The 18,221-nt window shown below is 40.0% G+C and carries 19 protein-coding genes and 1 tRNA gene; 14 read left to right on the top strand and 6 right to left on the bottom strand.

The annotated features are described in order from the left end of the window. Window positions 1-12 precede the first annotated feature (12 nt). Window positions 13-1,659: an L-aspartate oxidase gene (nadB, locus tag FTV04_RS08955; RefSeq protein ID WP_180089282.1), complete on the bottom strand. Its 1,647-nt coding sequence runs from the start codon at window positions 1,657-1,659 to the stop codon at window positions 13-15. A 228-nt stretch (window positions 1,660-1,887) separates the two neighbouring features. On the opposite strand from nadB, the gene FTV04_RS08950 reads away from it, so the two are divergent. The 12 genes from FTV04_RS08950 (at window position 1,888) to FTV04_RS08895 (ending at window position 12,108) form a co-directional block, all read left to right on the top strand. Next, on the top strand, window positions 1,888-3,270 hold the full coding sequence (locus tag FTV04_RS08950; protein WP_180089281.1) for a Do family serine endopeptidase: 1,383 nt from the start codon (window positions 1,888-1,890) through the stop codon (window positions 3,268-3,270). Window positions 3,271-3,389: 119 nt separating this feature from the next. Beyond that, window positions 3,390-3,839: a thioesterase family protein gene (locus tag FTV04_RS08945; RefSeq protein ID WP_180089280.1), complete on the top strand. Its 450-nt coding sequence runs from the start codon at window positions 3,390-3,392 to the stop codon at window positions 3,837-3,839. Window positions 3,840-4,034: 195 nt separating this feature from the next. After that, window positions 4,035-5,852 carry a translation elongation factor 4 gene (lepA, locus tag FTV04_RS08940; RefSeq protein WP_180089279.1) on the top strand — a complete coding sequence of 606 codons (1,818 nt, stop codon included), beginning with the start codon at window positions 4,035-4,037 and terminating at the stop codon, window positions 5,850-5,852. Between the two features lie 21 nt (window positions 5,853-5,873). Further along, the gene (gene lepB / locus FTV04_RS08935; protein WP_111883978.1) at window positions 5,874-6,701 is read left to right on the top strand and encodes a signal peptidase I; all 828 of its coding nucleotides are present in this window, start codon (window positions 5,874-5,876) and stop codon (window positions 6,699-6,701) included. Between the two features lie 20 nt (window positions 6,702-6,721). Next, window positions 6,722-7,093 carry a DUF4845 domain-containing protein gene (locus tag FTV04_RS08930; RefSeq protein ID WP_078192003.1) on the top strand — a complete coding sequence of 124 codons (372 nt, stop codon included), beginning with the start codon at window positions 6,722-6,724 and terminating at the stop codon, window positions 7,091-7,093. Continuing rightward, the gene (gene rnc, locus FTV04_RS08925) at window positions 7,065-7,763 is read left to right on the top strand and encodes a ribonuclease III (RefSeq protein ID WP_111883979.1); all 699 of its coding nucleotides are present in this window, start codon (window positions 7,065-7,067) and stop codon (window positions 7,761-7,763) included. The genes FTV04_RS08930 and rnc overlap by 29 nt, the downstream gene beginning before the upstream one ends. Further along, complete coding sequence (gene era / locus FTV04_RS08920) at window positions 7,763-8,791, top strand: GTPase Era (protein WP_067765139.1); 1,029 nt, start codon at window positions 7,763-7,765, stop codon at window positions 8,789-8,791. Before rnc ends, era begins: the two co-directional genes overlap by 1 nt. 31 nt (window positions 8,792-8,822) lie before the next feature. After that, on the top strand, window positions 8,823-9,017 hold the full coding sequence (locus FTV04_RS08915; RefSeq protein WP_078192000.1) for an NF038104 family lipoprotein: 195 nt from the start codon (window positions 8,823-8,825) through the stop codon (window positions 9,015-9,017). An 8-nt stretch (window positions 9,018-9,025) separates the two neighbouring features. Then, window positions 9,026-9,742 (top strand): DNA repair protein RecO, encoded by a 717-nt coding sequence (gene recO / locus FTV04_RS08910; protein WP_180089324.1) that lies wholly within the window; start codon window positions 9,026-9,028, stop codon window positions 9,740-9,742. Window positions 9,743-9,751: 9 nt separating this feature from the next. Next, the gene (pdxJ, locus tag FTV04_RS08905) at window positions 9,752-10,477 is read left to right on the top strand and encodes a pyridoxine 5'-phosphate synthase (protein WP_180054978.1); all 726 of its coding nucleotides are present in this window, start codon (window positions 9,752-9,754) and stop codon (window positions 10,475-10,477) included. A gap of 16 nt (window positions 10,478-10,493) precedes the next feature. Then, on the top strand, window positions 10,494-11,147 hold the full coding sequence (locus tag FTV04_RS08900) for a tRNA-(ms[2]io[6]A)-hydroxylase (RefSeq protein WP_180003242.1): 654 nt from the start codon (window positions 10,494-10,496) through the stop codon (window positions 11,145-11,147). A 136-nt stretch (window positions 11,148-11,283) separates the two neighbouring features. Next, a complete protein-coding gene (locus tag FTV04_RS08895; protein ID WP_180089278.1) occupies window positions 11,284-12,108 on the top strand; it encodes a DUF4198 domain-containing protein in 825 nt (274 codons plus the stop codon). 55 nt (window positions 12,109-12,163) lie between these two features. On the opposite strand, the gene FTV04_RS08890 is transcribed toward FTV04_RS08895, so the two are convergent. Next, a complete protein-coding gene (locus FTV04_RS08890) occupies window positions 12,164-13,237 on the bottom strand; it encodes a hypothetical protein (RefSeq protein WP_180063406.1) in 1,074 nt (357 codons plus the stop codon). An 88-nt stretch (window positions 13,238-13,325) separates the two neighbouring features. Continuing rightward, window positions 13,326-13,401: transfer RNA gene (locus tag FTV04_RS08885), tRNA-Asn, on the bottom strand. A 251-nt stretch (window positions 13,402-13,652) separates the two neighbouring features. Here FTV04_RS08885 and FTV04_RS08880 point away from each other — a divergent pair. Then, complete coding sequence (locus FTV04_RS08880) at window positions 13,653-14,111, top strand: hypothetical protein (RefSeq protein WP_078190319.1); 459 nt, start codon at window positions 13,653-13,655, stop codon at window positions 14,109-14,111. Between the two features lie 50 nt (window positions 14,112-14,161). Here the strand turns inward: FTV04_RS08880 and FTV04_RS08875 are convergent, their stop codons facing one another. The 3 genes from FTV04_RS08875 to map all read right to left on the bottom strand — a co-directional run bounded on the left by FTV04_RS08875 (window position 14,162) and on the right by map (window position 17,247). Further along, entirely contained in the window at window positions 14,162-14,596 is a 435-nt protein-coding gene (locus tag FTV04_RS08875) for a PaaI family thioesterase (protein ID WP_180059223.1), read from the bottom strand. A 327-nt stretch (window positions 14,597-14,923) separates the two neighbouring features. Next, window positions 14,924-16,150, bottom strand: a complete 1,227-nt coding sequence (locus FTV04_RS08870) for a pyridoxal phosphate-dependent aminotransferase (protein ID WP_111883988.1) — start codon at window positions 16,148-16,150, stop codon at window positions 14,924-14,926. 269 nt (window positions 16,151-16,419) lie between these two features. Further along, window positions 16,420-17,247, bottom strand: coding sequence for a type I methionyl aminopeptidase (map, locus tag FTV04_RS08865; protein WP_168378021.1), 828 nt, complete (start codon window positions 17,245-17,247; stop codon window positions 16,420-16,422). Between the two features lie 207 nt (window positions 17,248-17,454). Here map and rpsB point away from each other — a divergent pair, with 207 nt between their 5' ends. Beyond that, window positions 17,455-18,201 carry a 30S ribosomal protein S2 gene (gene rpsB, locus FTV04_RS08860; protein WP_078190314.1) on the top strand — a complete coding sequence of 249 codons (747 nt, stop codon included), beginning with the start codon at window positions 17,455-17,457 and terminating at the stop codon, window positions 18,199-18,201. Window positions 18,202-18,221 lie beyond the last annotated feature (20 nt).

Here is an 18,221-nt window from a genome sequence, read left to right as displayed (position 1 = left end):
CATTTTAGATGTTTAAGAAACCAGTTCTGTATTCACCAATGGACATTCCACTTGGAAATCGGGTGGACTTAACACCGTTTTACGTAGTTCGTCTGCTTGTTCAGGATAGTCTAAAGTGAAATGCAGACCACGAGATTCTTTACGTTCCATTGCACAGCGCACAATCATTTCTGATACCAGTACCAAGTTACGTAGTTCAATCAGATTTTTACTGACTTGGTAGTCTTGGTAATACTCGGTAATTTCACGATTAAGCATTTCAATACGATGGAGCGCTCGTTGAAGCCGCTTGGTCGTTCTGACAATGCCCACGTAGTTCCACATGGTTTGGCGAAGCTCGTCCCAATTTTGCAAAATCACTACATCTTCATCAGGGTTAGTCACTTGCGAGTCATCCCATTCTGGGACATGAGGCGCCTGATAAGTCCCTTGATGTTGTGCTGTGATATGTGTTGAAGCACTCATACCATAGACGAAACATTCAAGTAAGGAGTTACTTGCCATACGGTTTGCACCATGTAGGCCGGTATAAGAGGTTTCTCCAATGGCATATAGGCCTGGAATATCGGTCTGACTGTTTTCATCAACCACAACGCCACCACAGGTGTAGTGTGCTGCCGGAACCACCGGAATCATTTCTTTGGTAATATCAATACCGAGTTCCATTAAGCGTTCATACAATGTTGGGAAATGTTCTTTGACAAATTCTGCAGGTTTATGGGTGATATCAAGCCAAACATGACGGATTCCTAGACGTTTGATTTCATAATCGATAGCGCGCGCTACGATATCGCGTGGTGCTAATTCGGCACGCTCATCAAAGCGCAGCATAAAGCGTTCACCATCTGGAAGACGTAAATAGGCACCTTCGCCACGCATCGCTTCGGTAATTAAGAAAGAGCGAGCTTGAGGATGATATAAACAGGTTGGATGGAATTGGTTAAACTCCATATTGGCAACACGGCAGCCTGCACGATACGCCATGGCAATACCATCACCCGTCGCAATGTCGGGATTTGATGTATATAAATATGCCTTCATGGCACCACCACAGGCAAGGGCAGTGAACGGTGCTAAAAAGGTATGTACTTTTTCGGTTTTTTCATCTAAAGCATATAGACCGAGAGCACGGTTTTCAGCTTCAGGATTTAATTTTTGTGCGGTGATTAAATCGATTGCAATAAAATTTTCAAAAATATGAATATTGGCTTTTTCTTGCGCACGTTCAACCAATGTTGTGGAAATAGCACGACCTGTGGCATCTGCTGCATGGATAATCCGCCGGTGAGAGTGACCACCTTCACGTGTCAGATGTAACTGTTCTTGGTCGTCTAAAGTAAATTGCACACCCTGATTCAGTAGAAAATCGACAGAAGATTTACCACCTTCAACGGTTTGTTTTACCGCTGCCATTTCACATAAATGCGCACCGGCAATCATGGTGTCATTGATATGTTGTTCAATAGAATCTGTTTTATCGAGGACGGCAGCAACACCACCTTGGGCATAATATGTACTGGCATCCGTCAGCGTCGATTTAGCTAAAACAGCAATATTAAAATGATCTGGTAACGATAGGGCTAAACTTAGGCCTGCACCGCCACTTCCCACAATAATCACATCAAATTGATGTGTCGTGTTTAAATTAGACATGTCCATCAGCTAATTTTAAAAATGTCCGATCATCACAACTGTTTTTGCCTAAAAACGCAATGACTATAAATTAACTAAATAATGAAAAATATTCATAGATCTGTAATATTTAAGGAATGTTTAAGATTGTTTATCATAAATAATCATCAAACATTTTATTACGAAGCTTAGACTTGCATTGTGATAAAAACTAACGTATTTCAAATGATAAGCACAATTGAGTGAATGCTAACAATGAATAAATCGTATTTACAAAAGGGACTTTATGCAGCTGTGTTTACGGTTGCTAGCGTACAAACGCAGGCAGCAGGTCCTGTTGATTTTTCCAATTTGGTTGAACAGGTCAGCCCAGCTGTCGTAAGCGTGAATGTGGTTAAAAAGCTCAGTCAAGAAGAGCTTTTACAGCAGCAAGTCCCAGAAATATTACGACGCTTTTTTGGTAATCAGGTCGTTATCCCGCAGCAAAAAATGCCGCAAGAAAAGACCGGTTATGGAAGCGCATTCTTTATTAGTAAAGATGGTTATCTATTAACTAATCACCATGTGGTAGAAGATGCATCGAAAGTCACCATCGTATTGAATGACCGCCGTGAAATTGATGCCACCGTTGTGGGTAGTGATGAGCGGACTGATGTGGCTTTGCTAAAGGTGAAAGGTTCAAATTTTCCAGAGCTACGCACAGGTAATGTTGACCGTTTACGTGTAGGTGAGCCAGTGTTGGCTATTGGTTCACCATTTGGTTTTGACTATTCAGCTTCGGCAGGGATTGTCAGTGCGAAAATGCGCAATATGATGGGAGAAACCTCGGTTCCATTTATTCAAACCGATGTGGCATTGAACCCCGGAAACTCAGGCGGCCCTTTATTTAACCAGTCTGGTGAAGTGGTTGGGGTGAACTCTCGTATCTTTAGTGGTACGGGTGGTTATATGGGTTTATCGTTCTCGATTCCTATTGATGTGGCGATGGATGTTGCAGACCAATTAAAGAAAAACGGCAAGGTGACACGTGCTTACTTAGGCGTTATGCTGCAAGATATCGATCGGAATCTTGCTGAATCCTATAACCTTTCAAAACCTGAGGGCTCATTGATTACTCAAGTTGCACCGAATTCACCCGCAGCAAAAGCTGGCTTTAAAGCGGGTGATGTCATTTTGAAATTTAATGGTACACCGATTTCACGTACTGGCGAACTACTGAATTATCTCAATCGTACAGGTCCTAATCAAAGTATTCAGCTTGAAGTATTACGTGATGATAAACGCCAAAACATTTCAGCAACCTTGATCACTGCACCAGATGATACGCCTGCAAAAGCTGAAATTGCACCTGTGAAAAAAGGCCCGGTGATTGGGGTGTCAATTCGTAATTTAACTGCAGATGAATTAAAGCAACTGAGTGTGAAAGGTGGTGTATTAATTCAAGATGTACGAGCTGGTGGTATTGCTGCACAAGCGCGAATTCAGCCGGGTGACGTTGTGACTCAAGTCAATAATAAAGCTGTAAATAACGCTGAAGATTTTGTGAAAGTCATTTCAGAGTTGAAAGATGGTAGCATTGCACGTGTTTCTTTGATTCGTCAGGGACAACGTGCGATTGTAGGCATGCGTATTCAATAAGAGTTGCTGAATGAAAACCACTCCAAGCGAGTGGTTTTTTTAACTTTAGTGTTTTTGCAATTTACCCTTAGATAAAAATGAGTAGACTGTAGGGCATAGTTTAAAATTTGCAGGACGCTATGAGCGACATCTTTGATTTAAAAATTACAGTTCAAGCTGAACATATCGACACATTAAATCATGTAAATAACGTGGTGTACGTCAGTTGGATGCAAGATGTCGCGACAGCACATATTGAAGCCTTGGGTTTAGGCTTAAAAGAATATATTGAATTGAAGCATGCCATGGTTGCTGTAGAGCATCATGTGCAATATCGCAAAGCAGCGCTCGAAGGTGAGGAGATTATTTTACGAACTTGGTTAAATGATATCAATGCGTTGTATTCGTTTCGTCAGTATGTATTTTATCGCCCTAAAGACAAAGCGATAATATTTACAGGCAATACGCAGTGGGCATGCATTGAAATTGCCACAGGTCGTCCAAAACGCATGTCGCCAACCTTTACCCAAGCGTATCAACCTATTGCGGATAGCCTAAATCCGCTGGATTTTAGTGCTTATGATCTTTGAGTTTGATTTTATCGCAAAATTTCAAACCAAGACTAGCCAAGTTCTCCATGTAGGATGAATGACTTGCATAAAAGCAATGCATTATTTTCGATACTTTGAAAAATCCATCTGCTATAATCCTCGGCAATTTCTATTCGGCTTTTGCTATGCATAAAGAATTGCATGTATAGCGCTTTTATTTTTCCAAGGTAGCCCATGGCGCAAGCTAAAAAATCTGTTGATATAAAAAACATTCGTAACTTCTCGATCATTGCGCATATCGACCATGGTAAGTCGACTCTTGCCGACCGATTTATTCAAACTTGTGGTGGTTTGCAAGATCGTGAAATGCAGGCGCAGGTTCTAGATTCTATGGAATTGGAACGTGAGCGTGGTATTACGATTAAAGCTGCGTCAGTGACTTTGTATTACACCCATCCTAATGGTGAAGAATACCAACTCAACTTCATTGACACACCGGGGCACGTTGACTTTTCTTATGAAGTTTCACGCTCTTTGGCTGCGTGTGAAGGTGCACTATTGGTTGTCGATGCTGCACAAGGGGTAGAAGCACAATCTGTAGCAAACTGCTATACCGCAATTGAACAAGGTCTAGAAGTTCTACCGGTTTTAAACAAAATCGATTTGCCGCAAGCAGAGCCAGAACGTGTGATTCAAGAAATTGAAGATATTATTGGTATTGAAGCGACTGAAGCACCGACGTGTTCAGCGAAAACGGGTCTAGGCATTGAAGGTGTGCTTGAAACACTGGTGAATGTCATCCCTGCACCACAAGGCGATCGTAATGCACCTTTACAAGCCTTGATTATCGACTCTTGGTTCGATAACTATTTAGGCGTGGTTTCTTTGGTTCGTATTAAAGAAGGCCGTGTGCGTAAAGGCGATAAAATGTTGATGAAATCAACAGGTCAAACGCACATCATTACTTCAGTAGGTATTTTTAATCCGAAACACACAGAAACGGACATGCTCGAAGCAGGTGAAGTTGGTTTCGTGATCGCGGGTATTAAAGATATTTTTGGTGCTCCAGTGGGTGATACGATTACCTTAGCAACTACACCAGAAGTAGCAACCTTGCCGGGCTTCAAAAAGGTTAAACCACAGGTTTATGCAGGTTTGTTCCCAATCGATTCAAGTGAATTTGAACCGTTCCGTGAGGCGCTGCACAAACTGCAAATTAATGACTCTGCATTATTCTTTGAACCAGAAAGTTCAGATGCGCTCGGTTTTGGTTTCCGTTGCGGCTTCTTGGGGATGCTGCACATGGAAATCGTACAAGAGCGTTTAGAACGTGAATATGATCTTGACCTGATTTCTTCAGCACCAACCGTAATTTATGAAGCGGTGATGAAAAATGGTCAAACCATTTATATCGACAGTCCTTCTAAAATGCCTGATGGTTCAACAGTTGAAGACTTACGTGAGCCAATTGCCGAATGTCACATTTTAGTACCGCAAGAATACTTGGGTAATGTGATGACTTTATGTGTTGAACGTCGCGGCGTTCAAAAGAATATGAAGTTTATGGCGAACCAAGTGGCCATTACGTTTGAAATTCCAATGGCTGAAGTAGTGATGGATTTCTTTGATAAATTGAAATCATGTTCACGCGGTTTTGCATCGTTAGACTATAACTTTGTGCGTTTTGAGTCTTCATCCCTAGTTAAGGTGGATGTGTTAATCAACGGTGAAAAGGTTGATGCCTTGGCCATGATTTGCCACCGACAAGATGCTCGCCATCGTGGTATTGCACTTGTGGAAAAAATGAAAGATTTAATTCCACGTCAAATGTTCGATGTGGCTATTCAAGCAGCGATTGGTGCACAAATCATTGCACGTTCAACTGTAAAAGCGATGCGTAAAAACGTTTTGGCTAAATGTTATGGTGGTGACGTGTCGCGTAAGAAGAAACTTCTTGCGAAACAAAAAGAAGGTAAGAAACGTATGAAACAAGTGGGCAGCGTCGAAATCCCACAAGAAGCGTTCCTTGCTGTATTGAAAGTAGAAAGATAATAAATAGAGGTTTATGAGCTCATGGATTTTGACTTTAATTTGATCCTTGTTCCTGCCACAGTCATTTTTTTCTTAATTTGGTTGTTGGATAAGTTTGTCTGGAAGCAACGGCAGACCAAAGGTAAAGGGAATGAAAATGTCGTTATCGCATGGGCTTATGATTTCTGGCCGATTCTAGCGATAGTTTTGGTGATGCGTTCATTCTTATATGAGCCATTTAATATTCCATCTGACTCTATGGTTCCAACCTTAGAAACAGGTGATTTTATTGTGGTGAATAAATATCAGTATGGCGTACGATTACCTATCGTCAATAAAAAAATTCTTGATGTCGGTGAACCTGAGCGTGGTGATGTCATTGTATTCCGTTATCCACCACAACCAACCATCAGCTATATTAAACGAGTGGTCGGTTTACCAGGTGATCATATTATTTACGATCATGGTCAACTGAGTGTGAATGGTCAAAAGGTGGCAAAAGTTCCTGTAGAATTTAGCCGTGAAAAAGATCAACTTGATACACCTACATCGATTTATCATAAAGAAACCATGGGTAAGCATACGTTTACCATGCGTGAGCTTGAAGGCGTCAATGTTGCGCGCCAAGCACCATTTATCAACTATGTTGAAAATGGTAAATATTCAACAGAAAATGGTTTATATTGGGAAGTTAAGGTTCCTGAAGGTCACTATTTCGCGATGGGGGATAATCGCGATCAAAGTGCGGACAGTCGTTTTTGGGGCTTTGTGCCTGAAGAAAACCTCACTGGACGTGCTTTTTACAAGTGGATGCATAAGGAACCTGGTTTAAAACTGCCTTCATTTAGTCGTAATGGCAGTATTGATTAGTCTTACATCAGGAAAATAAAATGAGACATCAACGGGGAACGTCTTATATTGCAATTTTAATTGCTGTGATTGGTTTTGCTTTTTTAGCTAAAGCTTTAATTGCGGTTTGGGGACCGTATGTTGACGATCGTCTCGTCAACAATGAAATTGAAGAATTGATGAAGAGCAGTCCTAAAAATATTGCTCCGAGTAAGTTTGAGTCACAAATGTCACAGCGTTTAGATATGAATGGTGTACGTGATTTAAATTTTAAAGATATTGCTCAAGTCACTAATGTAGATGGTCTACAAGTGAAAACAGATTATGAAATAAGAAAACCTTTCTTATTGAATATTGATATTGTGTTGAAGTTCGAGAAAAGTTTTGATCAAAGCTCAGTCCAAGCTAAATGAAGCTCGTTTAGCAAGTCGTATCGGTTATCAGTTTAAACAACCTGAATTGTTACAACTGGCCTTGACCCACCGATCGGTGAGCCATAAATACAATTATGAACGCCTAGAATATCTGGGCGATTCATTATTGGGTATGATAATTGCCAATTATCTGTACCATGCCTACCCGCATGAAAATGAAGGGCGTCTAACGCGTATGCGTGCGACACTGGTTCGTCAGGAAGCCTTAGGAAAAATTGCCAATGACTTAAAACTCAGTCAAGAATTAATCTTGAGTACAGGTGAGTTGAAATCTGGCGGTCATCATCGCGAGTCTATACTTGCGGATACCGTTGAATCGATCATTGGTGCAATCTATGTCGATTGTCAGGATTTAAAAATTCTGGAACCGATTGTTCTTAAATGGTATGTGCCATATTTAGATCATATTGAACCAACTGATCAACTGAAAGATCCTAAATCACGTTTGCAAGAGTATTTACAAGCACGTAAAAAACCTCTCCCGGTTTACGAGGTTGTAGATATTCAGGGTGATGCTCCGAACCAACATTTTAAAGTTGAATGTACAGTTGAAGGGCTCCCTGTTAAATACGGTGAAGGTTCAAGCCGTCGCTTTGCTGAACAGGCAGTAGCGGCAGAAATCTTAGAAATTTTGGAGAAAAAGTCTTAATGACTACTCATTCCGATCACGTAGATGCTGATCACGAGTCGCAAGGCGACAGTAACGATTTAATTAGTCAGTTTTTTAGTGCACAAGGCACTGAAATTCCAGCTGATTTTAAAAGTGGGTTTGTGGCGATTGTTGGTCGTCCAAACGTTGGTAAATCAACGTTAATGAACCATATTTTGGGTCAAAAACTTTCAATTACGTCTCGTAAACCACAAACGACGCGTCATAAAATTGTGGGTATTGACTCACGTGAAAAGTCTCAAGCGGTATTTGTTGATACGCCTGGGATGCACAAAAAAGAAGTTCGTGCCATCAATAAAATGATGAACCGTGCGGCGCATTCTGCACTTCGTGATGTGAACTTGGTCTTGTTTGTGATTGATGCAGACAAATGGACACAGAATGATGATTTAGTGTTAGAAAAGCTAAAAAATGCCGATATGCCGGTTATTCTTGTGATCAATAAAATTGATACGCTAGAAAATAAAAACCATGCATTACCCTTGATACAAGAGCGTGCAAAATTGATGAATTTTGCAGAAATTGTTCCTGTATCAGCGTTGCGCGGTGCAAATTTAGATCATTTGCGCAGCACGATTGAGAAATATCTGCCATTCCAACCACCACTGTATTCACTTGAGCAATTGACTGATCGTTCAGAGCGTTTCCTTGCGTCTGAAATTATCCGTGAAAAAATCATGCGTCAATTGGGTGAAGAGCTTCCTTATGATTTAACGGTTCAAATTGAATCGTTTAAAACAGAAGAAGCAACAGTTAATCCAAAAACTGGTCGTCCTAAAGCGGCGTGTACCTATATTGATGCGACGATTTTTGTCGATCGCTCTGGTCAGAAAGCTATTGTGATTGGTGAAAAAGGTGCCAAACTGAAAAAAATCGGTATGGATGCACGTGTAGATATGGAAAAAATGTTCGAGCAAAAGATCATGTTGACGCTTTGGGTGAAAGTCAAAGGCGGTTGGTCTGATGATGAGCGTGCATTGAAAAGCTTAGGTTATAGCGATATCTAATCGTTAAATAACAAACTTTGAGGGAAGAGTAATGATGAAAGTATTGGCCGTAGTTGCATGTGTTTTGTTTCTACAAGGGTGTATTCATAAAATCGTTACTGTTCCTGTCAAAGTGGCTTATAAAACCACAAAAGGCGTGGTTAAAGGTACTGCTGCAGTTGTGGGTGCAGTCATTCCAGATGGGGATGAAGATGAAGACGACAAGAAAAAGAAAGACAAGGATTAATATTTCAAATCATGCGTAATGAGATACTGCATGGTTATTTAATTCACCATCGTAAATATCGTGAAAAAAGTCATATTGTGCACTTGTTTACTCAGGAGCATGGTCGAATTGATGGTATTCTCAGGCAAACGCCACCTCCCCAGTATCAACCAATTTGCTTGCAAGCATCTGGTAAGTCCGAACTTAAAAACTTTAGTAAACTCGAAATTGTAAATCAACCGATTTTCTTTTTTGGTGATGCTTTTTTTTCAGGATTTTATCTAAATGAAGTCTTATTGAGGCTATGTCCGTTAGAGGTTGAGATGCCTGAGACATTTGCTCAATATGCACACACCTTGGAAAAACTTCAATGCATGTCTGTCCAGGCCAACCCTGATCTATTCTTACGGCAAATCCTTAGACAATTTGAGTATGTGCTGCTTGAAGAGTTGGGTTTTGCGTTGGATTTTTCAACTGATGCAAATCAACAGCAAATTCAGCCTCATGAAAATTATCAATTTCATTTAAACGAAGGTTTTCAACCTGTCATTAAAGCCTCACGCGCAACATTGTCAGGTCAACATATTTTAAGTATGTGTGATTATGAAAAAGGTGGGGAATTTAATCCTGAACAGTTACAATTACTGTCTAAGTTGTACCGACAAATGATTACTTCCTTGCTTGGCGATCGTCCATTAAAAAGTCGTCAATTGTGGATACAGAATTCTCAAACTCAACGTCATTAGGAAAGAATTATGGCAGCTTTGCTTGGTGTAAATATTGACCATGTGGCAACACTACGAAATGCACGTGGGACAACTTATCCAGATCCTGTGAATGCCGCAATTATTTGTGAGCAAGCGGGGGCGGAAGGGATTACGCTGCATTTACGTGAAGATCGTCGCCATATTAAGGATGATGATGTACGTCGTATGCGTTCTGTATTAAAAACCCATATGAATCTTGAAATGGCAGTGACCAATGAAATGGTTGAATTTGCCAAAGAGATTCAGCCGCATCATGTATGCTTTGTTCCTGAAAAGCGTGAAGAAGTGACGACTGAGGGTGGTTTAGATGTTGTTGGGCATTTTGAAGATGTAAAAAACGCGACTCAAGCACTCGCAGCGATTGGTTGCGAAGTTTCATTATTTATTGATGCTGACTTTGCTCAAATTGATGCAGCAATTGCCTGTGGCGCACCTACGATTGAGTTGCATACAGGTGCATATGCAGATGCTGAAACACCTGAAGCGCAGAAGGCAGAACTGGAACGTATTATTCAAGGTGCTGAATATGCCGCATCTAAAGGTTTGATTGTGAATGCTGGCCATGGCTTAAATCTTGACAATGTCACTCCGATTGCGCGCATTGCGCAAATTCATGAACTAAATATTGGTCACTCGATTATTGCTGATGCAGTGTTTATTGGATTGGCACAGTCTGTAAAACAAATGAAAGCTGCGATTAAAGCCGCACGTTAATTTTTAAGTAAAGTATATGTCAAATATTGATTATGATGCCCTAATGAAGCCAGTCATTGGCTTCTTGGGGTGTGAAACACCAAAAGCATGGCTAGATGAAGCTTTAAATAATTTGGATATCCTGATGCAGGATCATGCCAATTGTGAAAAGAAAGCAGCAAGTACAGCAATGAATTTGATGTTTCGTTATAGTTTTTTCTCGGATTTACAAATCAAACTGGCACAGCTAGTACGTGAAGAAATGCTGCACTATGAGCAAGTGCTGGAACTGATGGCAAAACGTGGTCAGGAATGGACTGCAATCAGTGCTGGTCGGTATGCAGGTGGTCTACGTAAAGAAGTGCGGACTTACGAGCCAGAAGCGTTAATTGATATCTTGGTGATTGGCGCATTTGTTGAAGCACGGTCATGTGAGCGTTTCTATGCGCTTGCACCACATGTGGATGAAGAGTTGGGGCGTTACTACCGCTATTTGCTAAAGTCTGAATCACGCCATTATGAGGACTATTTAGCATTGGCCATGGATGTGGCGATGACCAATAAGCTAAAGAACCCGAAAGAAGATATTCAGATGCGTATTGAGCATATTCGTGAAGTTGAAAAAAATCTGATTAGCAGCCCAGATGATTTATTCCGCTTTCATAGTGGTGTGCCAGTCAAAGCAGCTTGATAAAATAATCCTCCAGAATGGGGGATTTTTTATGCACTTAAAATAAACGATAATAAGAATTGTTTACAATTGTCTTGGGTGAATCTAAAATGAAACGATCTCTATGAATCAAACAATTTAAGCTCACTTATTTAATATGAAATTACAATTCACTTTACTCTGTATCGCTTTGTGTGCGGTTGGTCAGGCTGAAGCGCATTATCCTTATGTAGCGCCATTAAACTATCAAACATTTAATAATCATAGTGCCATTCTTTCTGGTTTTTATGACAATCCGTTTGTTTCTGAAATAGCCATTAAAAATTTTAATTTCCATGTACATACACCGTCAGGTGAAAAGCTACATTTAACAGATGCCGATTGGGTAAAAACGCAAACGGTCAGCAGCTATAGTTTAGAAAATAAGCAGGATGGCACGTATCGTATTCGCGGTGAAAAGCAAGGAAGTACAGCGCGTTTTGCTTATGATCAAAAGCAGTGGAAAGCGTTAATCAATGGTGTGCGTGATCCTCAAAAAACTGCGAATGCAAATGTCATTTATAAAGCCGAGTTGACTAAAAAGTCGCAAATCAAAAGTATTCAAATGCAGGAAATCATTGAAACTTTTGTATCACGCCGTGCAACCTCTACACATGTGGTGAATCATTTACATGATGGCTTTGATGTGCAATTTAAAACCCATCCGAATGCCATTAAGCAAAATGAGCCTGTGCAACTGAAAGTGCTAGATCAGAAAAAAGCGGTTGCGGGTTTACAGGTTGAAATTTTGCAGCAAACAACGGATTACAGCCGTGAAGGAAAAGTTTATAAAACGCTTAAAACTGATCAAGATGGAAACTTAAATTTAAACCTAGCAGATCGTGGTCAGTATTTACTGAAAATTGACTATCAACAGCCTTTTGAAATGAAGGGAGACGCATTAAAACGATATAAATATACCTTGAGTTTTAATGTGATCTGAGGTGATAAAAAGAGAAAAAGCTCTGCGATTTGCGGAGCTTTTTTATGAAAATGATTTAGCTATCTTTAGGTTCAAGGTAAAACATCGATAAACCTATCAATAAAATTAAACTGGTTTGAGTGAAAAAGTGTTTATTAAAACCACCATAATATTGCTGCGAATAGCCTGCGATCAGTAAATACCCCGTTAAATAGAGCAGTCGATAATATCGGCTTTCAAAACAATAAAAGACACTTGCAAAACATAAAATCAAGCAACCAATCACCATATAGTGGATATCCCAAATGATGGTGTTGATAGCAAATAAAAGTGCTGAAAGTGCGCCGATAGATAAATTACGAAGGCTTTCAAACCCTTGAAAAATGTGCATCAAAGCTAATATGAAGAGTGGTAATAGAGCAAGTGCATATTTTATTTTCATACTGTTTTGCGTCATGAGCATAAAATTTTGCTGTTTCTCAACAATGGGGCTAGTACTGATGCTTAGCCTAAGCCATTGTAGGGTTAAGTGTTCAGGGATGTTGGCTTTAACTAAAAATTTGAGAGTGGCTTGTGGTGGGATAATATAATTTTCTTGGAATTCATGGCCATAAAAGATCCAAGATTTATTGGTCTCCAATGTGTGATATTGCGTATTTTTTTGAGTTGAGATGTTAAAGAGTTGTCCACTTGCATTTAACCCAGCTTTCATACATGGTGTTTCTTTTTCGTGAACAATACATAACGGCAGTACCGAAATTTCAAGATCTTTTCGAGTTTGTTGCTGACCTGCAAAATCGATATGAACATATAACTGATCAGATTGGTTTTGCAGCGTAATCGGTGTGCTTGACCAATATTGTCCTTCTGTCATCTCGTCCAATACAGATTCAGATATTTCCGGAATAGTATTGTGATTTTGAATCTGCTGAGGTGGAATCAACCATTGTAGGTTGCTGTCAAGAAGGGTGTTCGATTCACTATTATATAAATTGGGTGGTGTTTTGAAGTGTTGTTCAATTTCACTTTCGGGTGTGCAGCTCACCAAATAAATTGCAAATGGACTGATAAAAATTAAAAGAAAAATGAATGCAGTGAGGTAGTGTTTTAAGGCAGTTTTATTTGATTCAGCATCAACTTGAATGAACATTTTTTTTATTTTAATGACAATGACTTATAGATTATATGTAAATCAAAGGCATTAAAAAAGCCCATTTAAATAAATGGGCTTTAGAATTTGGCTCTCCAACCTGGGCTCGAACCAGGGACCTGCGGATTAACAGTCCGTCGCTCTACCGACTGAGCTATTGGAGAATCTGAATGCGATTATAAGCAGATTTTGAAAAGGGTCAAGCTAAAAATACCAATATGAGGAGAAATGCGTGATAGATGTTTTTTATTTGAACAAAAAGAAGGATTTTTTAGAAAAAATGAATCTTAGGCTTGCAAAGAAAAAATTCAATTGATAGTCTGAATGCAACAACAGAGCGTTTAAACATATGTTTAAACAGTGTGGATTTAAACCCAACTTGCCAGCACTAAAATGGCTAAACAGGAGAAAGCGAATGAATACGCTGACTATTTCTCAGATTTTTTCAAACTTTTCTTTTTATCAAGAAAACTATCTTTCCATTATCAGTAACCAAGAGCAATATCAAACACCTGTCGAAGGGGCGTACGTTGACGTTTGGCCTTTGGGTCAACGTGACTTAGCATTGGGTGATTTATTACAACTGTGGTTTAGTGAAAAATGGTTGATCAACGCGCCATGTCATTTACGTTTTGAACATCAAGATGATGGTCGTCGTGTGCCTTTGCAACGCAAGCAAGATTTGTATTTATACCAATTGGCAGGTAATGCGTTATCAGGCTCAAATCGTTCTAAAGTATGGTCTATTTCAGAACAACGGGAACTTCGTGTTGAGTTAGATAGTGCTTTAAAATATTATTGCTTTCAAAAGGGCAGTAATCGCATTGATCTAAGTGAAGGCCAATTAATTCGTGCCTTACATTCAGCAATTTAAGTTTGAATCATCATCTGCTCGCATTGAATTGCGAGCAGAAAAATAAAATATTAAGGACGTATAATCATGCAGGTTGCAGTTGCATGTGCATAAAGTTTGCCATTGTCATCAATAATTTTCCCTTCAGAAATCCCTAAATTTTTACTGATATTAATGACTGTTCCTATCGCTGTAAGTTCAACATCCTTTGGGATTGGGCGACACATTTTTATATTTAAGTCGATGGTGCCATAACCTACACCTGCCTCTAATAGCGTGTGAATGGCACAACCTGTCACCGAGTCGAGTACCGTAGCAGCAAAGCCACCATGCACGCCGCCTAGCGGATTTATGTGTCGTGCATCTGCTTTAGCCTTAAAGCTAATACTGCCCTCAGATACTTCATAAGGCTGCATAGGAATAGTTTCGCTAATACTTGCTGGAGGAATTTGGCCTTGCATCATTGCCTTTAAAATTTCTAGTCCAGTCATTTCTTTGATGTTCATTGGTAGATCTCTGGATAGGTTAGTTTTGTGGTTGTTCTGGGTTCTAAAATGAAACTTATTTAAATAACATAGCTGAAAATGTAAAAAGAATGCAAACCAAGGATTTGAATATGAAGGTTAGTTTTAGGTTTTATCGTTTGGTTTTTTAATATTTAAGTCGATTTGAAGGAAGTCAAATGGGCTGGATGAGCTTTGTTATTTAGTTTGAACCGCGAAAAAAATTGATCAAAAGCGTGTTGAAGTGAAGAGTATTAATTTATTCTTTTGATGAGTATAAAAAACCCGCGAAATTCGCGGGCTTTTTTTTGATTTGATCTCTAGATCAAATTATTTTTCAGCAGCAATTGAAGCAATCGCAGCGTCTACGCCTTCGATTGAATCAGCAGCTTTCTTGATACGTGCAAGCGCATCTACAAGAACTTCGTCTGCAGTTGCATAAGAAATACGCATGTAACCACCTAGACCGAACGCATCACCAGGAACTACGGCAACACCAGTTTCTTCCAATAACCATGCAGAGAATTCTGTGCAAGATTTTAAACCTTTTGCACGAATCAATGGACGGATGTTTGCATATGCATAGAATGCACCATCAGCAGGAAGGCAAGTGATACCGTTGATGTCGTTCAAGCCTTTCACAACTAGGTCGTGACGGCGTTTGAATGCTTCAATCATTGGCTCAAGAACGTCTTGAGGACCATTCAATGCAGCTTCAGCAGCAACTTGTGAAATAGAAGTTGGGTTTGAAGTTGATTGAGATTGGATTTTTTTCATCGCACCAATAAGTTTAGCAGGGCCCGCTGCGTAGCCAATACGCCAGCCAGTCATTGCATAAGCTTTAGATACACCGTTAAGAACGATTACGCGATCGTAAAGGTCTGGTGCAACTGTTGCGATGTTGTAGAATTCGTCGTCCCAACGGATTGGTTCGTACATATCATCAGAAGCAACTAAAACTTCTGGGTATTTACGTAGAACGTCAGCTAAAGCAAGTAATTCTTCTTTAGTGTAGATCATACCTGTTGGGTTAGAAGGGCTGTTTAGAACCACTAAACGAGTTTTGTCAGTGATTGCAGCTTCTAATTGAGCAGGCGTAATTTTGAAACGTTGATCTTCACCACATTTCACGATTACAGGAGTACCTTCAGCAATGATCACCATGTCTGGGTAGCTTACCCAGTAAGGAGCAGGGATAATTACTTCGTCGCCTTTGTTTAACAAAGCAAGTGCCAAGTTAAAGAAAGATTGTTTACCACCACAAGAAACCAAGATTTGGTTTGCAGCGTAATCAAGGTTATTGTCGCGTTTTAATTTAGCAATAATTGCTTTTTTTAGACCTGGAGTACCGTCAACAGCTGTATATTTAGTGAAGCCATTGTTGATAGCAGCAATTGCAGCATCTTTGATGTGTTGTGGGGTATCGAAATCCGGTTCACCTGCGCCTAAACCAATTACGTTTTTACCAGCAGCTTTCAATTCAGCAGCTTTGTTAGTAACAGCAAGTGTAGGGGACGGTTTGATGCTATTTACACGATCAGACAGACGTACGTCCACGGCAGTATTCCTTCTTATAGGGATTAAAAAATAAAAAGCACACTATCTTAGCTTAAATGCACAGTAATGGGGAGTGGCAAAATCAACAATGTGCAAAAAAGTGTGATATTCCATCCTAACCCTATAATTGAGAAAATTTACATTGAGTTACTTAAATTTTTAATCAAATTTTATGGCAAATTCTTAAAGTCACGGACAAAAATAGGGTATAAAAAAGCCACAACATGTGTGACCATTTTTAATGAAATTTTGTACTTCAAATACTTTGCTTATTGAACAAAACGCGATAGATCTTCTTCGGGGCGAGCAGTTAGCACTTCTACACCATTTTTTGTTACAAGTAGCGTGTGTTCGTACTGTGCAGACAAGCTATGATCTTTAGTCACGACAGTCCATTTATCACCAAGAAGTTTGGTTTTCCAGTCGCCACCGTTCACCATTGGTTCGATGGTAAAGGTCATGCCTTCTTCTAAGATCATGCCTGTATTGGGTTGACCGTAGTGTAAAACTTGTGGTTCGTCATGGAAAACAGTACCAATACCATGACCACAATATTCACGTACAACACCAAAACGTTCTGATTCAACATATTGTTGAATGGCATTACCAATATCACCCATGGTTGCGCCTGGTTTTACCACAGCCATACCACGGTACATGGCTTCTTGAGCAACTTTACATAAACGGTTCGCTAAAATAGATGTTTCACCGCCTACGATATACATCATGTTGGTATCACCGTGGTAACCATCTTTAATCACAGTGACATCGATGTTTAAGATGTCACCTTTTTTTAACTTTTTGCTTTCAGATGGAATACCGTGACACACCACATGGTTCACTGAAGTACAGATCACGTGCTGGAACGCTGGACGACCCGGCGCAGCACCATAACCTAAACAAGCAGGAATAGCTTCTTGTTTATTGACAATGTAGTCATGACAAATCGTATCAAGTTCTAGGGTAGTCACACCTGGAACAATATGCGGTTTGATCATATCCAAAACTTCTGCCGCCAGTCGACCCGCGACGCGCATTTTTTCAATTTCGTCAGGCGTTTTAATTAATCGACGTGGAGCTTCGTAAGTACTGTTCATGATCTCTAAAAACTTTTGGAAATTTGTATGTGACTATGGTATAAATAGCCGCCCATTTTATCAAATGCTTTTTCGTGAATATCTTTCACGAGCTTTGTGCGATGGGGCAATAAAATCCGCACATATATCGACACATTTCTCTGGGTGCCTTTTTAGGTGGAGAATGCGGGTATATGGAGGCCTAACCCAAACTTTAAGGTAAAGAAAATGGCAGATTACAACGTAAGCATGCGCGACCTTCTTCAAGCAGGCGCACACTTCGGTCACCAAACACGTTTTTGGAATCCAAAAATGCGCGAATACATCTTCGGCGCGCGCAACAAAATTCACATCATCAACCTTGAGCACACTGTTCCTGCGTTAAATGATGCTTTGAACTTTGCTAACAACTTGGCTAGCAAAAAGAACAAAGTTTTGTTCGTTGGTACAAAACGTGCAGCTTCTGCAATCATCCGTGAACAAGCTCAACGTGCAGGTCAACCATATGTTGATCACCGCTGGTTGGGTGGTATGTTGACTAACTGGAAAACTCTTCGCCAGTCAATCAACCGTCTAAAAGACCTTCAAACTCAATCTACTGACGGTACTTTCGCTAAACTTACTAAACGTGAAGCATTAGAACGTACTCGTGAGATGGAAAAACTTGAACGCGCTCTTGGCGGCGTTAAAAACATGGGTGGTTTACCTGACGCATTATTCGTAATCGATGTTGATCACGAAGCAATTGCAATTAAAGAAGCTAAAAACCTTGGTATTCCTGTTATCGGTATCGTTGATACAAACTCTAACCCAGACAACGTAGACTACGTTATCCCTGGTAACGACGATGCGATCCGTGCAGTTACTCTTTACGCTTCTGCTATGGCTGATGCGATTCTTGCTGGTAAAGAATATGCTCAATCACAAGCAAATGCACAAGCTAAAGGCGAAGAAGCTCCTGCTTCTGAGGCTTAATGCGTTTGACGTAAGCTTGT

Source organism: Acinetobacter sp. YH12219, assembly GCF_013417875.1.
Classification (GTDB): Bacteria; Pseudomonadota; Gammaproteobacteria; order Pseudomonadales; family Moraxellaceae; genus Acinetobacter; species Acinetobacter amyesii.
This window is presented reverse-complemented; position numbering and strand designations above follow the sequence as displayed.

Bases quoted from the DNA above. Each gene is read 5' to 3' on its own strand.
- FTV04_RS08875 (WP_180059223.1), bottom strand. From the start codon at position 14,596: ATGAACATCAAAGAAATGACTGGACTAGAAATTTTAAAGGCAATGATG.
- FTV04_RS08895 (WP_180089278.1), top strand. From the start codon at position 11,284: ATGAAATTACAATTCACTTTACTCTGTATCGCTTTGTGTGCGGTTGGT.
- FTV04_RS08915 (WP_078192000.1), top strand. From the start codon at position 8,823: ATGATGAAAGTATTGGCCGTAGTTGCATGTGTTTTGTTTCTACAAGGG.
- lepB (WP_111883978.1), top strand. From the start codon at position 5,874: ATGGATTTTGACTTTAATTTGATCCTTGTTCCTGCCACAGTCATTTTT.
- rpsB (WP_078190314.1), top strand. From the start codon at position 17,455: ATGGCAGATTACAACGTAAGCATGCGCGACCTTCTTCAAGCAGGCGCA.
- FTV04_RS08950 (WP_180089281.1), top strand. From the start codon at position 1,888: ATGAATAAATCGTATTTACAAAAGGGACTTTATGCAGCTGTGTTTACG.
- nadB (WP_180089282.1), bottom strand. From the start codon at position 1,659: ATGGACATGTCTAATTTAAACACGACACATCAATTTGATGTGATTATT.
- FTV04_RS08900 (WP_180003242.1), top strand. From the start codon at position 10,494: ATGTCAAATATTGATTATGATGCCCTAATGAAGCCAGTCATTGGCTTC.
- FTV04_RS08880 (WP_078190319.1), top strand. From the start codon at position 13,653: ATGAATACGCTGACTATTTCTCAGATTTTTTCAAACTTTTCTTTTTAT.
- map (WP_168378021.1), bottom strand. From the start codon at position 17,247: ATGAACAGTACTTACGAAGCTCCACGTCGATTAATTAAAACGCCTGAC.
- FTV04_RS08945 (WP_180089280.1), top strand. From the start codon at position 3,390: ATGAGCGACATCTTTGATTTAAAAATTACAGTTCAAGCTGAACATATC.
- FTV04_RS08890 (WP_180063406.1), bottom strand. From the start codon at position 13,237: ATGTTCATTCAAGTTGATGCTGAATCAAATAAAACTGCCTTAAAACAC.
- pdxJ (WP_180054978.1), top strand. From the start codon at position 9,752: ATGGCAGCTTTGCTTGGTGTAAATATTGACCATGTGGCAACACTACGA.
- lepA (WP_180089279.1), top strand. From the start codon at position 4,035: ATGGCGCAAGCTAAAAAATCTGTTGATATAAAAAACATTCGTAACTTC.
- FTV04_RS08930 (WP_078192003.1), top strand. From the start codon at position 6,722: ATGAGACATCAACGGGGAACGTCTTATATTGCAATTTTAATTGCTGTG.
- era (WP_067765139.1), top strand. From the start codon at position 7,763: ATGACTACTCATTCCGATCACGTAGATGCTGATCACGAGTCGCAAGGC.